This is a genomic window from Ectothiorhodospira sp. BSL-9 (assembly GCF_001632845.1).
Classification (GTDB): domain Bacteria; phylum Pseudomonadota; class Gammaproteobacteria; order Ectothiorhodospirales; family Ectothiorhodospiraceae; genus Ectothiorhodospira.
On record NZ_CP011994.1, the window covers coordinates 1,536,914 to 1,552,995 of the forward strand.

Genomic DNA, 16,082 nt, shown 5'->3' on the forward strand with positions numbered 1-16,082 from the left:
TAGACGTTTCGTGCGGTTATTTCGGGGCGGTGGGGTCATCAGCCACCGCTTCCAGCTCACTAGCCATATCTTCCAGCAAGGGCAGGCGTGGATCATCGGGCGTGAGCCGGCGGGCGGCGCTCAGGTAGCGTCGCATTCTTGCCAGGTAGCCCAGGTCCGCCCCGTAGGATTTCTGCATGAACAGGGCCAGAGCCTGAGCGGCGCAGAGGTGGAACACCGGGCTCTGTGGGGCCTCCCGGGCACCAGTCTCGAAGAGACGGATGGCCGATTCGTATTTTGCCTCGGAGAGGGCTCGCTGACCTTCGTTGTATAGCTTGCGCAGCGCGGGATAGTTGACGATGGTGGCCAGGCGGTCATCCGCCTTCTGCATGGGGCGGCCGCTGAGAGCGCCCTGGGTGATCATCCTCAGCAAGCCTTTCATGGGAGATGGAGTCTCATCATCCAGTGCTTGCGGAAGGGGTAGGGCGGTGGCCTCCTGGCGGACTGCGGGTCGAACAATCAGGCTGTACATGATGGGGATCACGAACAAGGTCAGCACGGTGGACACCATCAGGCCCCAGACGATGGCACTGGCCAGGGGGCCCCACATGAGGGATTTGCCGCCCAGTCCCACCGCCAGCGAGAACAGGCCTGCGATCGTGGTTACCGAGGTGATGATGATGGGGATGAAACGCCGCCGCGCGGCATAGAGCACCGCGTGCATCAGGGCCATGCCGCCACGAAGCCGATCGTTGGCGGCGGAGATGAGCACAATGGCGTCGTTCACGGCGATACCGGCCAGGGCGACGACTCCGTAGAGGGTGTACACGCTCAACGGTTGCTGGCTGATCAACAGCCCGATCAGCACACCGGTGAGCGCCATGGGGACCACGGTCAGCACGATGAGCGGCTGGGTGTAGCTACGGAACTGGGTGCCCAGGATGAAATAAACCAGCATCAGGCCCAGCAGGAACAGCCAGACAAGCGCTTCGATGCTCTCAAGGATGTCGTCAAAGTCCCCTGTGAAATCCAGGTCGATATTGGGATGCACGCTCGCGTAACGGGTATTCCATTCTCGCTGGACGAGACGATGCACGCTGGCAGCATCCGTGACGGACTCATCCAGTTCTGATTCCACCGTGATGGCGCGTCGCAGATTGAAATGGCGGATATTGCCCTGGGCCCGGATGATCTCGTGATCCACCAGTTGCCCCAGCAGAATCGGTCGCCCTTCGGGTACGCTGATCGGGGTATCCAGGAAGTGATCGATGTCTTCCACCGCTTCCACCTGGGCACGGACTCGCACGCCGATCCGCTCACCCCGATCCCGCATGGACGCGACCACTTCTCCGTCCGTGAGAAGTCGCAAATCCCGAATGACATGGCTCGGGTCCAGTCCCGCGCGCAGGATGGCGTCCGGGTTGAGGCGAACCGATAACTCCATGCCGCCAGCGTAGGCGTCGTCGACCACATCATGGGTGCCGGGAATGCCCTGCAGAATGCTCATCACCCTGTCGGCGGCCACCCGGATCTCTTCAAGATCATTGCCTCTCACCTTCACGCTGACCGGGCGGCCCATCGGCGGCGCTCCGGAGATGCGACGTTCCATCCAGATGGACTCCGGGCCTGGCACCCGCGCAGCGGCCCGGCGGACGGCTTCGATAATCTCATCCACGTCCCGGCCCGCTCGGGTTTGCGGGTGGAGGCTCACCTGGATCTGCCCCTTGGCGGCACCGAACAGACTTTCTGCGTTGGTGAACTGGAGGCCTGCATAGCTGGCCTTGGAGCGCAACTCACCCTCCCGGAACTCACTGGCAATGGCTGATTCCACCGCCAGGGTGGTCGACAGGCTCTTCTCCAGCGGGGTGCCCGCCGGCATTTCCACGTTCACAAAGAACAGCCGGGCTGAATCCGTGGCGAAGAACTCGGTCCGGATCAGTCCCAGGGCCACGAAGGCCAGCGCCAGCACCAACAGTCCGCTGAAAAGACCCAGCGTGATCTTCGGTCGTCTGAGGGCCTTGGTGAGAATCAGTCCATAGCGCACCCTTGCCCGTCTGACGACTCTGGACCGAAGGCGACCGGAGCGGGAAAAACGATCGGGCTGAGGGCGAGAGGCGGCGATATGGCTCGGCAGGATCCAGAAGGCCTCCACCAGGCTGAGCACCAGCGCCACGGCGACCACGATGGGCGCCACCTTCATGAACTCCCCCAGCACCCCGGGCACCAGCATCAGGGGCAGGAAGGCCGCAATGGTGGTGAGGACGGCAGCGGTGACGGGCGCGGCCACCTCCCGGAGGGCATCGATGGCGGCGTCCATGGGCGGCACGCCCTGTTGCAATCGGCGATGGATCGCCTCGGCGACCACGACGGTGTCGTCCACCAGCATGCCCAGCACGATCATCAGGCCGAGCAGGACGATGACATTGAGTGTCTGTCCGATCAGCCCAAGGAACAGGAACGTGCCGGCGATGACGAACACCAGGCTGAAGCAGGTGGCAAAGGCGATCCGTGACCCCAGGAGCAGCCACGTGGTGATCAGCACCAGGAGCAGACCGATGGCCGCGTTGCGCTGCATGGTGCCGATGGCTTGGCGCGTCACCAGCGTCTGGTCGTCCAGCAGGACCATTTGCACGCCGGTGACCGGGCTGGCGCGTTCGTTATAGTCGTTCAGGTAGTCCCGGATCCGGTCGAGGAATTCCAGTTCGTTGGCGTCGTCCTGTTTGAACACCGGTAGCAGGACCGCAGGCCCACCCCGGTAACGAGCCAGGTCATCGGCGTCTTCCCGCCCGCGGACCACTTCAGCAACGCTGCGAAGTGGGATCTCCCCATGGACTGAGAGCAGGGGGATGTCTGCCAGGTATTCCGGGTCGTTTTCCGTGCCCTGCAGGCGCACCAGCCATTCCTGGTCTCCCAGGCCTACCGTGCCCGCTGCCAGATCCCGAAAGTAGGTGCTGACGGTCTGTGCCAGCGTTGTGGGTGTCAGGCCCAGGCCCACCAGTTCGTCCGGGTCGAAGAGGACCTGGAGTTCAGGATCCCGCAGGCCGATGGGTTCGACCCGGTCGGTACCGGACAGTCGTTCCAGGTCCTGCTGTATGCGCTGGGCCTGAAAGCGCAGATTTTCATCGTCATCCAGTCCGACCACGGCGATCATGGTGGAGGGATAGGCATTGGCACTGCTGATGGTGGTGAGCGTCGGGCGGCGTGCCTCCGCGGGTAGGTCGCCCTCGACGTTCTGGATCTCCCGGTGGAGGTCATTGATGCGCTCATCCACCTCGCGCTCGCTCATCTCCTCCAGGCGCAGGATGATGAGTGATACGTCCCGTTGGCTCGTGCTGGAAATGAATCGGATGTCGGGGACGCGTTCCACCGCCTCTTCCAGCACGTCGGTGACCTGACGTTCCACGTCCGCAGCCGAGGCCCCGGGCATGACGGTCTGGATGCTTACCCAGTTCAGGTTGACTGTCGGGTCCTGTTGTCTGGGAAGTTGGAAATAGGAGACGACGCCAATGATCAGGATCGCGAGAAATACCGCGTTGGCCAGAAAGTGGTTTTCCAGGAACCGACGATACATGCAGACTCCCGGTTAGCGCTCGATGATCCGCACGGGGTCGCCGTCGCGCAGGCCAAAGCGTCCGTCGAAGATGAGCCGTGTTTCGTCGGGGAGATTCAGGGGAGGAGGTTGGCCTTCTCGGACGCCGGGGGTGGAGATAAATCGGGCCTGACCCTCTTCTTCCACGAAGACGCCCAGAAGATTGTCGCGTCGCACCAGTAGATCGGCCGGGGCGTGGCGCTGGTCCGACACCCATTCGATGCGGCCCACTTGTCCGGGGCGCGCGGCCTCATCAGTGAAAAGAAACCTTACATCCACGCTGCGCAATCGCTGATCCACAACCGGTGATACGGCCCGCAACTCCACCGGGTAGCGCAAGCCGGCAGCCACGAATCGGGTAGAGCCGGCGGCCTGGAGTGCGGGCAGATCCTGCTGCTGGATGTTGCCACTGACTTCCAGGTCACGGGCGTCCAGAATCCGGGCGATGGGGGTGCCGGCCTGCACCAGTTCCCCGGTGCTGGCCAGGCGCTCAATGACCACCGCATCGAAGGGGGCGCGGATCTCGCAGTGGTTGACCCGGCGCTGGGCAGAACGGCTGGCTGCCTCCAGGCGCAGAACCTCGGCACGGCTGCGTGCCGACTGGGCCTGGCGTTCGTTCAGAACCTCGGCCGAGACGGCCTGGCGGCGGGCCAGTTCCTGGGCCCGCTCCAGCTGAAATCGTGCAAACTCTGCATCGGCACGCGCCGCCTGACTCATGGCTCTTGCCTGCTGAAGATCCAGCGTGTGCTCCTCGCAGTCCAGGCGCGCCAGTAACGCCCCGGCATCAATCTCGTCACCGACGCGAACGGGTACTTCCTGGATTACGCCGTGGATCTCGGCGCTGACATAGGTGTCATTCAGGCTGATGGTGCTGGCGGGGGCACTGCGGATCGGGTGGAATCCGACTTCGTCGAACGTGCGGGTGGTGATGGGTTTCTCCTCCGCATTGGCGAATTCCATGACCAAGGCGCAGAGCGATAACAACAGGAAGCCATTGACGAGGCCTCGAATCAGGGGTGCTCCCTGCCGGCTTCCGTTGATCATTCGCTTCCCCGGTGATGTGCCGGCCCCAGTATAGCGCTAGAAGGGCAGGCAGGGGCAGGTCTGACATTGCCGGCTCAAACTGCTTTTGACTCATCTAAATTGGCCTTCACCCCTAGCAGTTCCGCCAGCTCCACGCGAGCTCAACGGTGTTTCTCACACGCCCCTCAAGGCGTATGCTCACAGACCAGGATGAGAACTTCCTCACACGACCCGGGAGGCGGGCGAGGAATCCATCGTGATGGGTATCATTGGATTTAGTAGGTCTGTTGGTCGATTTGAGCAACACTTGAGGGTGTCACCATGGAACAGAAGCATCTCACCAAATACGTAAGACTGGCGATCGCAGGTCTGCTGGTCTCGGGAACGGTCTGGCTGGCCGGTTGTGGCCAGACCAGCTACACGGAAGAGGAGCGCCTTGAGCGCGCTCGGGATTACCTGGCCACCGGCGAGGTGCGTGCCGGGATCATTGAGTACCGCAACCTGCTGCAGGAAAACCCGGACCACGTGGACGCCCGCTGGGAACTGGGGCGGGTTCACCTGGAGATGGGTGAGCCGGCGGCGGCGCTGTCAGAATTTCGCAGGGCCCACTCCCTGGGCTGGGATGACCCGGAATCGGTGATCTACATGGCCCGGGCGCGTCTGATGCAGGGTGAATTCCAGACCGTGCGGGCGCAGCTTCAGGCCCACGAGGCTGATGAGTTCGACGACCCGCTGGGTTTCCATCTGCTTCTGGCGCGTGCTCATCTGGGGGTGAATGATCCGGAGGCGGCGGTGGCGGAACTTGAAGCGGCGCTGGAGCTTGATCCTGCCCACGCACCTTCACTGACCACCCTGGCTCAGGTGCGCGCCCAGCAAGGCGATATTGATCGCGCCAAGGCACTGCTGGCCGAGGCCCTGGCGGAGGACCCTCGGCATGCGCCGGCCTGGTCGCTGTCTGGCGACATTCACCGCAGCGAGGGTAACCTGGAGGAGGCTGTCGAGGCCTATACGCGGGTGATCGAGTCGGCGTCCAACCCTTATATGGGGCATTTCAACCGGGCCCTCACCCAGGTGGGGCTGCAGTCCTGGGAAGAGGCGCGGGAGGATCTGGGGGTTCTGAAGGAGCTGGGACCGGATCTGCCGTCCACCTCCTATATCAGTGGGCTGCTCAGTTTCCACGATCAGGACCATCGCGCGGCGGTGAGATCCATGGAGGAAACGCTGCGCGGTAACCCGGATTACCTGCCGGCCCGCTTCTTCGCCGGGGCCAGCCATTTTGCCCTGGGCAATATCCAGCAGGCTGATACTCATCTGTCGCGCTTTCTGAGGGGCAACCCAGAATCTGCAGCGGCCAATCGCCTGCTGGCCGCCGTGCGCATGCAAAGCGGTCAGGTGGATGATGCCGAGGCCCTGCTGCGGCGCGTGCTGGCCGAGGATGAGGCGGACCGGGTGGCACTGGAGTTGATGGCAGGCGTGCATGCCTCCCGGGGTGACACCCAGGCCAGTATCGATTTGATGCGTCAGCGGGTGGACCTGGATCCCGACTCCCTGGAGGCCCGGATGAATCTGGCCCGTGCCCTCATGCAGGGCGGCGATCGCGTGGGCGGGTTGCGTGAGCTGGAGGCCATCAGCGAAATGACCCCCGAGGCGGAGGGTCTGGAGCTGGCGGGCGTGGTGCGCATGCTAGAAGAGCGGCAGTTCGAACAGGCGCTGAGCAAGGCCGACGACTTCGCTGAAAAAAATCCCGACGCGCCTTCCATCCAGAACCTGAGGGCCATTGCCCTGTTCGGGCTTGGGCGGACCGAGGATGGTGTGGCGGCCTTTGAGGAGGCCCGTCGGCTGGATCCGGGTAACGTGACGGCCACTCGCAATCTGGCCATGCTCAAACTGCGCATGGAGGGCGTGGACGAGGCCCGCCAGGTGATGGAGTCGGGGCTGGAGGCCAATCCTGAAAGCATGCGCCTGCTGATGCTGATGGCCGAGTTCGAGGTGGAGCAGGGCGAGCCCGCCGAGGCCGGGCAATATCTGCAGCGGGCGGTGGATGCCGACTCGGATGCCCTGGAGCCCCGCATCGTGCTGGCCCGCTATCGCCTGCAAACGGGTGAGCCCGAGGCGGCACTGAGAGTGCTGGAAGGGGTTGGCGAGCAGCACGGGGACAACGCGGCCGTGCTGGAGGTGCTGTCCATGGCCCAGGTTTCGGCCGGTCGACTGGACCAGGGCATCACGACCTTGCGTCGCCTGGCCGAGTTGCGGCCGGATTCGCCGGAGGTGCATTTCCGCCTGGCCGTGGCTCAGGGTCAGGCTGAACGCTTGAGTGAGGCCCGCCGTTCCCTGGAGCGCGTGCTGGAGCGGGATGAGAACCATGCCGGTGGGCTGCTCACCCTGGCCCGCCTTGAGCGCCAGGAAGGTCGTGAAGAGCAGGCCCTGACACTGGCCAAGCGCATGCAGGATCTGGATGCCACCCGGGCTGTGGGTCATCTCATGGAAGGGGACATCCGGGCCGCGCGGGAGGACTATACCGAGGCGGCTCGCGCCTACGAATCCTCCTACCAGGCGCAGGTGTCCAGCGAGGTGGCCATGAAGCGCTTCGAGGTCAAGCGCCGTGCTGGCGATGAGGCCGGGGCCCGCGAGCAGATGCGGGCACACCTGGAGAACTTCCCGGAGGATCATCAGTCCCGCATGATGCTGGCCACCGTGGTCCTGAGCGCAGGTGATCTGGCGGCGGCGCGGGAGGACTATGAGATCCTGGTCGAGCGCTTCCCCGAGAACCCCATCGTGCTCAACAATCTCTCATATATCTATCAGCGTCAGGGAGATGAGCGTTCACTGGAGCTTGCCCAGCGGGCCCATGAGTTGATGCCGGACAACCCGAGCATCAAGGATACCCTGGGCATGGCCATGCTGGATCACGGTGACCCGTCCCGGGCCCTGGAGCTGATCCGCGAGGCCCGCGAGGCCGCGCCCCAGGAGGCAGCCATCAGCTATCACTATGCTATGGCCCTGGAGCGCAATGGCCGCCAGGATGAGGCCGTGTCGGTGCTGCGTGAACTGCTGGCCGAGGCCGGGGAGTTCACCGAGCGTCAGGAGGCAGAGGCGCTGCTGAATCGATTGGAATCCTGATGATTCGTGGATAAACACCCGCTGGGGGCCTGGCTCCCGGCGGGTGGTCATCCCAACTCATACTGCCGCAATTTCTTCCTCAACGTCCCCCGATTCAACCCCAGGTACTGGGCCGCGCGGCTCTGGTTGCCGTCGCAGTGGCGTAGCACGCATTCCAGCAGGGGGCGTTCCACTTCCTCGATCACCATTCGGTAGAGGTTGTCCGGTTCGTGCCCATCGAGCTTGGCAAAATATTCGGTCAGGGCCTGTTCCACGGCCACGGCCAGGGTCTCGCTTTCCTGGGTGCTCTCCATCATGGGCTGATTCATGCCGCAATGTCCTCGGCTTGGCAAAGCGTCTGGAAGTATTGGTCCAGGGGGGGCTGCTGGGCGGCGCGGGTCGGTGCTCGCAGGATCTCGGGGCGCACCTGCTCGGCGCCCGGGCGGCCGGCCAGGTACCAGCCGATGTGCTTTCTTGCCACGCGCACACCCACCGATTCCCCATAGAATGCGTACAGGGCATCCAGGTGTTCGTTCATGATCGCCCGAACCTCCCTTAGCCCCGGTTCGGGCGGAATCTCGCCTGTGGCCAGGGTTTGGGCGATGCGCCGGAAGATCCAGGGTCGTCCCTGGGCGCCGCGGCCAATCATCAGGGCGTCGGCATGGGTGACTTCACGCGCGTGAAGTGCCTCTTCGGGGGTGCGGATGTCGCCATTGGCGATCACGGGTATCTGTACGGTCTGCTTTACCTGGGCAATCCCCGCGTAATCCACTGGGTCGGTGTAGCGGCAGGCGCCGGTGCGGCCGTGCACCGCCAGGGCCTGGATGCCGCCGTCTTCGGCGATGCGGGCGATGATGGGGGCATTGATGTGGGCCCGGTCGATGCCCAGCCGGATCTTGAGGGTGACGGGCACGGAGGATGCGGCCACCACGGCCTTGAGGATCTGCCGTACCCGGTCCTCGTCTCCCAGCAGGGCCGCACCGGCGGCGCGATTGACCACCTTTTTGGCCGGGCAGCCCATGTTGATGTCGATGATCTGCGCGCCGCGCTCGATGGCGGCAGCAGCGGCCTCGGCCATCATGGTGGGGTCGTATCCGGCAATCTGCACGCTGCGCGGGCCCTGCTCGCCGCGCTGGTCGAGGCGCAGGCGGGACTTATCGGTGGTCCACAGGCGGGTGTCTGAATGCACCATCTCGGACACGGCCAGGCCGGCGCCCAGACGTCGGCAAAGTTGACGAAAGGGCCGGTCGGTGATGCCTGCCATGGGGGCCAGGATCAACGGGGTGTCCAGGGTGTGGGGTCCGATCTGCATGGGTCCAGGGGGCGTTGGGAAGCACGGCGGTGCGACGGACCGTTCATGATACCCATGGGGGGGCGGTGGTTAAAGCTTGACTCGCCGTCAATCAGAGGAATCGGAACTCATAGGCCACCGCCTCGCCGCCCGGGTCCTTGAGTTCCAGCCGGAGTTCGGCGCTTTGGCCCGGTGGGATGGGGGAGGCGGGGCCGGGCAGGTAGTCCAGGGGCTGGAAGCGACGGGCGGCCAGGGGGCGGCCCATCACGTCCATGAAAGTGAGTTCCACGATGGGGTGGGGCTGGGCAAATCCGGCGCGATTCTCGATGAGGGCGGTCACCATCAGGGCGTCGGGCTGCTGCGGGTGACTGGCCACCTGGCGCTGGGCGATGCGCAGGGCGCTCAGGTCGCGGCGTTCCGGTAGCTGGCAGTCCAACGGGGTGCAGGCGGCGCGCACCCAGGGCTCCAGGGGTTCAATGGCCAGGAGTTGATAGCGCTCCTGATAGGCCACCTGGCCGCCCAGTAGCAGGATCAGGGCCAGGCAGGCGCTGCCCCAGGCCAGGGTGCGGGCGGTGCTGCGTGGCCGGGCGCCCGCGCGTTCCAGGTCCTCGCGCAGGGCATGGGGGATGCCAGGGTCTGCAGTCGCATCCGGCTCGTCGGATACGGGCGGAAAGACATCATCAAAGGGGCTGCTGGTCTGGCCAAGCGGCACCGCCGGGCGGGATTGGCCGGGGCGGTGGGTGTCGTCGTAGCGCTGGACGCCGAAGGCGTTGGGGTTGAGGGCGCGACGCCTGGGGGGCGGCGGGTCTTCCGGCGTGTTGGTGTCGTCGGTCATGGTCCGGGGCGCCTCGTTCGCAGCCAGGGCCGCTCCCACATTACTGGCGGCGGGTGCCTTCCAGGAGGGTCCAGCCGTCCTGCTGGTCGGCGATGCGCATCTCGAACCAGCGTTCATAGCATGACATCAGGTCATTGGCCTGACGGTCCAGCAGGCCGGCCAGGATGATCTGGCCGCCGGGGCGGGTACGACCACCCAGGGCCGGGGCCAGCGCCATGAGCGGGCTGGCCAGGATATTGGCCAGGGTCACATCAAAGCGGGCATCGTCGGCGAGGATGTCTGGCAGGCCTGTGATCAGTTTCTCATCCGGGATGTCATTGCGCTGGGCATTCTCCCGAGTGGCGGTCATGGCCTGGGGGTCGATGTCCACGGCCCAGGTATTTCTGGCCCCCAGCTTCAGGGCGCCGATGGCCAGGATGCCGGAGCCGCAGCCATAGTCCAGAACCTCTCGGTCCTGGGGCGGGTGGGCATCCAGCCAGCGCAGGCACATGGCGGTGGTGGGGTGGGTGCCGGTGCCAAAGGCCAGGCCCGGGTCCAGGCGGATGTTCACGGCGTCTGCGTCCGGGGTCTCGTGCCAGGTGGGCACGATCCACAGGCGCTGGCCAAAGCGGATGGGGTGAAAGTCGTCCATGCAGGCCCGCACCCAGTCCCGGTCCGGCAGCACCTCGTGGTGGATGCGCGCGGCGTCCACGTTCAGTTCCGCCGCCAGGATGCGGGTGATTTCATCCAGGTCGGTGTCGGGCGCAAACAGCCCGGTCACCAGCAGGTCCGGCCATAACGGTTCCTCACCGGGCAGCGGTTCCAGCAGGGGCACATCCCCGGCGTCACGCAGCATCACGGAGACCGCCCCATGACCCAGCAGGGCATCCTCGACGGCTTCAGTCTGGTCCGCCGTGGCGGGGAGGGTGATCTGGATCATCGGTCGGTCTCGTGCACTGCGTGAATGGAGCTCAAAGCTTGAGCTTCTTCTCCAGATAATGGATGTCCGTGCCGCCGTTCCTGAACGCCACGTCAGCGATCAGGTCACGGTGCAGGGGGATGTTGGTCTTGATGCCTTCCACCACGATCTCCGACAGGGCGCCGCGCATGCGGGCAATGGCGATGTCCCGGGTGGCGCCAAAGGTGATCAGCTTGCCGATCATGGAGTCGTAATACGGTGGCACCTTGTAGCCGTTGTAGATATGGGTATCCACCCGCACGCCGGGGCCGCCTGGTGCGTGGTACTGGGTGATAGTGCCCGGGGAGGGCATGAAGGTGGACGGATCCTCGGCATTGATGCGGCATTCGACGGAATGGCCGCGGATCTGCACTTCCTCCTGGCTGATGCTCAGGGGGTGTCCGGCGGCCACCATGATCTGCTCGCGGACGATGTCCAGACCGGTGACCATCTCCGTGACCGGGTGCTCCACCTGCACGCGGGTGTTCATCTCGATGAAGAAGAACTCGCCGTCCTCATAAAGGAACTCGAAAGTACCGGCGCCCCGGTAGCCGATGGTGCGGCAGGCCTCGGCACAGCGGTCGCCGATGCGCTTGCGTTCCTCATCGGTGATGCCCGGGGCTGGGGCCTCCTCGATCACCTTCTGGTGGCGGCGCTGCATGGAGCAGTCCCGCTCGCCCAGGCTGATGGCATTGCCATGCTCGTCGGCGATCACCTGGAATTCCACATGGCGCGGTTTTTCCAGGTATTTTTCCATGTAGACCATGGGGTTGTTGAAGGCGGAGGCAGCCTCGCTGCGGGTCAGGGAGATGGCATTGATCAGGGCGCCATCGGAGTGCACCACACGCATGCCGCGCCCGCCGCCGCCCCCGGCGGCCTTGATGATCACCGGGTAGCCGATCTTGCGGGCCAGCTCCAGGTTGGCCTCCATGTCGTCCCCCAGGGCCCCGCCCGAGCCGGGCACGCAGGGCACGCCGGCCTTTTGCATGGCGTCCTTGGCAGAGACCTTGTCACCCATCAGGCGGATGGTTTCGGCACGGGGGCCGATGAAGACGAAGCCGCTGGACTCCACCCGCTCGGCAAAATCGGCGTTCTCCGACAGGAAGCCGTAGCCGGGGTGGATGGCTTCGGCGTCGGTGACTTCCGCGGCGCTGATGATGGCGGGCACGTTCAGGTAGCTTTCACCGGAACGGGCCGGGCCGATGCACACGGATTCATCCGCCAGGCGCACGTGCTTGAGGTCCCGGTCGGCCTCGGAGTGCACCGCCACGGTCTTGATGCCCATCTCACGACAGGCCCGCAGGATGCGCAGGGCGATCTCGCCCCGGTTGGCAATCAGTATCTTGTCGAACATGGGTGGCTGCCCCTCAGTCGATGATGAACATGGGCTCGCCGTATTCAACCGGCTGTCCGTTTTCCACCAGCACGGCCTTGATGACGCCGGCCTTGTCCGCCTCGATCTGGTTGAGCATCTTCATGGCTTCGATGATGCACAGGGTGTCCCCTTCCTCCACCGACTGACCCACCTCGACGAAGGACTTGGCGCCCGGCGTGGGGGCCAGATAGAAGGTGCCCACCATGGGGGCGAGGACCTGATGGCCGGTTGGCAGGCTGGAGCCCCCGCCGCTCTCGGCCGGAGCGGGTGCCGGAGCCGGGGCAGGTGCAGCCGGCTGCTGGGCACCGCCAGGCACCATGAAGTTCTGCGGCATCATGAACGCCTGGCCACTGTTCGGGGCGGCCCGGGTGATGCGCACGGATTCCTCTCCCTCCTGGATCTCGATCTCGTTGATGCCGGATTCTTCCAGTAGTTCGATGAGTTTCTTGATCTTTCTGATATCCATGGTGCTCAGCTTCGGGTTGTCTGTTGGATGGCCGCCTGCAGCGCCAGCGCGTATCCCTGCGGCCCCAGGCCGATGATCACGCCGGCCGCCACGTCCGATAGGTAGGAATGGTGGCGAAAGGCCTCGCGGGCGAAGGTGTTGGACAGATGCACTTCAATGAAAGGGATGGCCACGCCCAGCAGGGCGTCGCGCAGGGCAATACTGGTGTGCGTGAAGGCCCCCGGGTTGATCAGGATGCAGTCCACGCCCTGGGTGCGCGCCTCATGGATGCGATCGATGAGGGCATGCTCGGCGTTGGACTGGAAGGCCTCCAGGGTATGGCCCGCCTGGTGTGCCTGTTGCTGCAGGGACTGGACGATGTCGTCCAGCGTTTGCGCGCCATAGATGCCTGGCTCGCGAGTGCCCAGGAGGTTCAGGTTGGGACCGTTCAGCAGCAGGAACTTGGCCATGTGGATTCACGCACGCTTGAAAGTGGGAAATACCCGACCTTTGCGGGATGAAACCGCAGCGATGCGCAGAGAATGGACACCCCCCAAAGGTGCCCAGGATTGTGCCTCAAGGGAGGAGGGCTGTCCAGACGCCAAATAAGGGAACACTGATTTTGCCCGGAGTTTGGGGCAATTTCTGCGGAATTTGTGACGAGATTGGGGGTGGAGGTGGAGCCCCTCTCCCGTAAGCGGGAGAGGGGTTGGGGTGAGGGAAGGGGGGCTCACAGCAGAGGCTTCATCTCCCGCTCCAGCGTATCCCGCTTCAACTCGCCCGCATGGATATACCGCACCTTGCCATCCCGGTCCAGCAGCACGCTGTAGGGCAGGCTGCCGAAGCGGTTGCCGTACTCGCTGGCCACGTCCATGGCATCGTCCTCGCCGATGAGCACGGGGAAGTTGACGCCGTATGTGTCCAGGAAGTCGCTCACCGCCTGATGCTCGTCGATGGCCACGGCGACGATGGTCAGGCCCTGCTCCTCATATTCTTCCTGCATGTCCACGAACAGGGGCATCTCCTTGCGACACGGTGGGCACCAGGTGGCCCAGAAGTTCACCAGCACCACCCGGTCATCCCACTCGCTGATGTGGCGGGGCTCGCCGTCCATGTCCGGCAGGGTGAAGTCGGGGCGATGCTGACCCTGCATGCCGGCACCGGTGAGGTTGCTGTCGGCGTGCGCGGTGGTGGGGGCCAGGGACGCGGTGGTGAGGGTGAGGCCGCCCGCGATCAGGGCGAGAGAGAGGAGGGGCGTGAGGAGATGTTTGGTGGTCATGGTGCTTCAGGTCCGTTGTTGTCTGAGAAAAGAATGAATGGCGTTGGGGGTGAGGGCGCGCCGGTGCCTGGCTCACCCCCGCTCAAATGCCCGGTTCACATGCTCCAGAAATGGTCCGGCCGCCTTGTACCCCATCATCCGGTAATCCCGCCTCTCTTCCCCCTGGGCATCAAAGAAGATCATCGCCGGTGGCCCGAACAGCTCGAAGTGTCTCATCAAGTCACGATGATCCGAGGTGTTGGCGGTCACGTCCGCCTTGAGCAGACGGGTGCCGGAGAGGGCGGCCACCACATCCGGGTCCTGAAAGGTGGTGCGCTCCAGGCGCACGCAGTCCACACACCAGTCGGCGTAGAAGTCCAGCATCACCGGCTGACCCGACTCGCGGGCCACGTCCAGCTCACGCTCCAGGTCCGCCAGGCTGTGCACCGGGCGGAACGAGAGGCTGGCCTGTTCGCTGGCGGCGCCACCGCCCATGGCCAGGCCGCTCAGGGGGCGGAACACATCCTTGCCCCCGGAGGCGGCGCCGATCATCAGGATCACGCCGTAGACCAGGATCACCAGGCCCAGGCCCTTCCACAGGGCCCGCCAGCCGCTGGCGGCATCGGGCAGGGCGGTCAGGGCACCCATGTACACGGCGGAGACAATCAACAGGGCCGACCACAGCAGCATGGTCACCTGGGCAGGCACCACCCGCTCCAGCAGCCAGATGCCCATGGCCAGCAGCAGGACGCCGAATACCGCCTTGACGATATCCATCCATGCCCCGGCCCGGGGCAGGAGCTTGCCGGCCGAGGTGCCCAGGATCAGCAGCGGCACACCCATGCCCATGCTCAGGCTGAACAGGGCCAGGCCGCCCAGGAAGGCATCGCCGGTGTGGCTGATGTACAGCAGTGCCCCCACCAGCGGGGCGGTCACGCAGGGGCCGACGATGAGGGCAGAGAGAAAGCCCATGATGCCCGCCCCCATGAGGGTGCCGCCCTGTTGCCGGTTGGAGGCGGCAGAGAGTCTGGTCTGGATGGAGGCCGGTACCTGTAGTTCATAGAACCCGAACATGGACAGGGCCAGGGCGATGAACACGGCCACGAAGCCGCCGATGATCCAGGGGTTCTGGAAGGCGGCCTGCAGGTTGGCGCCGGCCAGTCCGGCCAGTACGCCGGCCACGGTATAGGTGAGGGCCATGGCCAGCACGAACACCAGGGAGATGAAGAAGGCCTTGCGGGTGGTGAGATCCTTCTGCCCCAGAATGATGTTGGACAGGATGGGGATCATGGGGAACACGCAGGGCGTGAAGGTGAGCAGCAGGCCAAACCCGAAGAACACCAGGGCCACCAGCCAGATGCGCCCGTCTGCCAGTTGCCCGGCGATGCGATCCTGCTCCGAGACCGGGGCGGCAGGCGAGGGATCGGCGGGTGCGGATGCGGCGTCGTCTTCCATCACGCCACGGATGTCACTCAGGTCCAGGGCGGCGGTCTGAAACAGCGGTGGGTAGCACACGCCGATATCGGCACAGCCCTGAGAGCGGGCCCGCAGGTCCAGCTGGTCGGGGGCGTCATCGGCGCGGCTGATGGGGATTTGCACGCGAATGCTGTCCCGGTAGGTTTCCACCTCGCCGAAGAACTCATCCTCCTTGATGGTGCCCGCCGGGCGCTGGGGGTCGCCCAGCTCGATACCCTCGGTCTGGGACTCGAAACGGAACTGCTCGCCATACATGTAATAGCCATCGGCGATGGTCCACTGGGCCACCACCGTATCCTCGTCGGCCATGTAGGCCTCGAAGGCAAAGGCCTCCTCAGGCGGCAGCAGGTCATCCCCCATCAGCGCCAGTGCCGATCCCGAGGGCACCAGCAGGAGAAGGGGGAGGGCGAGCAGTAGCCGTTTCAGCGAATCAGTCATGGGTCCGTGGTTTCCTCTATCCAGTCCAGGTAGCCTTCAAGTCCGTGGGTGATTGGAACCGCGATAATCTCGGGAAGTTCATAGGGGTGCTCGTCCAGCAGGAGCTCTTCCAGGGCCTCGTAGCACTCCGCCCGGGATTTGATCAGGAGCACGTGTTCCGAGTCCTCCTGGATCTCGCCCTCCCACTCATAGATGGATGTGGAGCCGGGCAGTACCGTGACGCAGGCAGCCAGGCGCTTTTCCACCAGGAGTCCGCCGATCTCCCGGGCGCGGGCATCGTCGTCCAGGGTGGTGATGATCAACAGAGGTTCGTGCATGGTCGCTCCAGGGGGTGCAG

Annotated in this window: 13 protein-coding genes; 1 reads left to right on the forward strand and 12 read right to left on the reverse strand. The window is 64.8% G+C overall.

The annotated features are described in order from the left end of the window. Window positions 1-16 precede the first annotated feature (16 nt). Both ECTOBSL9_RS07265 and ECTOBSL9_RS07270 read right to left on the reverse strand, forming a co-directional pair. Window positions 17-3,550 (reverse strand): efflux RND transporter permease subunit, encoded by a 3,534-nt coding sequence (locus ECTOBSL9_RS07265; protein ID WP_063464502.1) that lies wholly within the window; start codon window positions 3,548-3,550, stop codon window positions 17-19. Between the two features lie 12 nt (window positions 3,551-3,562). Then, window positions 3,563-4,612, reverse strand: coding sequence for an efflux RND transporter periplasmic adaptor subunit (locus tag ECTOBSL9_RS07270; RefSeq protein WP_063464503.1), 1,050 nt, complete (start codon window positions 4,610-4,612; stop codon window positions 3,563-3,565). Between the two features lie 300 nt (window positions 4,613-4,912). Between ECTOBSL9_RS07270 and prsT the strand changes: the two genes are divergently transcribed. Beyond that, on the forward strand, window positions 4,913-7,711 hold the full coding sequence (gene prsT, locus ECTOBSL9_RS07275; protein WP_063464504.1) for an XrtA/PEP-CTERM system TPR-repeat protein PrsT: 2,799 nt from the start codon (window positions 4,913-4,915) through the stop codon (window positions 7,709-7,711). A 47-nt stretch (window positions 7,712-7,758) separates the two neighbouring features. Here prsT and fis read toward each other — a convergent pair whose 3' ends face one another. From fis to cutA, 10 genes are all read right to left on the reverse strand, one after another. Beyond that, a complete protein-coding gene (gene fis / locus ECTOBSL9_RS07280; RefSeq protein WP_205632005.1) occupies window positions 7,759-8,019 on the reverse strand; it encodes a DNA-binding transcriptional regulator Fis in 261 nt (86 codons plus the stop codon). Continuing rightward, window positions 8,016-9,002: a tRNA dihydrouridine synthase DusB gene (gene dusB / locus ECTOBSL9_RS07285; RefSeq protein ID WP_063464506.1), complete on the reverse strand. Its 987-nt coding sequence runs from the start codon at window positions 9,000-9,002 to the stop codon at window positions 8,016-8,018. Before dusB ends, fis begins: the two co-directional genes overlap by 4 nt. Window positions 9,003-9,093: 91 nt before the next feature. Beyond that, window positions 9,094-9,816 carry a DUF3426 domain-containing protein gene (locus ECTOBSL9_RS07290; protein ID WP_168161546.1) on the reverse strand — a complete coding sequence of 241 codons (723 nt, stop codon included), beginning with the start codon at window positions 9,814-9,816 and terminating at the stop codon, window positions 9,094-9,096. Between the two features lie 40 nt (window positions 9,817-9,856). Beyond that, window positions 9,857-10,735: a 50S ribosomal protein L11 methyltransferase gene (gene prmA / locus ECTOBSL9_RS07295; RefSeq protein ID WP_063464508.1), complete on the reverse strand. Its 879-nt coding sequence runs from the start codon at window positions 10,733-10,735 to the stop codon at window positions 9,857-9,859. Window positions 10,736-10,766: 31 nt separating this feature from the next. After that, a complete protein-coding gene (accC, locus tag ECTOBSL9_RS07300; RefSeq protein WP_063464509.1) occupies window positions 10,767-12,107 on the reverse strand; it encodes an acetyl-CoA carboxylase biotin carboxylase subunit in 1,341 nt (446 codons plus the stop codon). Between the two features lie 13 nt (window positions 12,108-12,120). Continuing rightward, window positions 12,121-12,594: an acetyl-CoA carboxylase biotin carboxyl carrier protein gene (gene accB / locus ECTOBSL9_RS07305; RefSeq protein ID WP_063464510.1), complete on the reverse strand. Its 474-nt coding sequence runs from the start codon at window positions 12,592-12,594 to the stop codon at window positions 12,121-12,123. A 5-nt stretch (window positions 12,595-12,599) separates the two neighbouring features. Next, window positions 12,600-13,043: a type II 3-dehydroquinate dehydratase gene (gene aroQ, locus ECTOBSL9_RS07310; RefSeq protein WP_063464511.1), complete on the reverse strand. Its 444-nt coding sequence runs from the start codon at window positions 13,041-13,043 to the stop codon at window positions 12,600-12,602. A 260-nt stretch (window positions 13,044-13,303) separates the two neighbouring features. Then, window positions 13,304-13,852, reverse strand: a complete 549-nt coding sequence (locus ECTOBSL9_RS07315; RefSeq protein ID WP_063464512.1) for a TlpA disulfide reductase family protein — start codon at window positions 13,850-13,852, stop codon at window positions 13,304-13,306. Window positions 13,853-13,924: 72 nt separating this feature from the next. Further along, window positions 13,925-15,745, reverse strand: coding sequence for a protein-disulfide reductase DsbD (gene dsbD, locus ECTOBSL9_RS07320; RefSeq protein ID WP_063464513.1), 1,821 nt, complete (start codon window positions 15,743-15,745; stop codon window positions 13,925-13,927). Next, window positions 15,742-16,062: a divalent-cation tolerance protein CutA gene (gene cutA, locus ECTOBSL9_RS07325; protein ID WP_063464514.1), complete on the reverse strand. Its 321-nt coding sequence runs from the start codon at window positions 16,060-16,062 to the stop codon at window positions 15,742-15,744. Before cutA ends, dsbD begins: the two co-directional genes overlap by 4 nt. Window positions 16,063-16,082 lie beyond the last annotated feature (20 nt).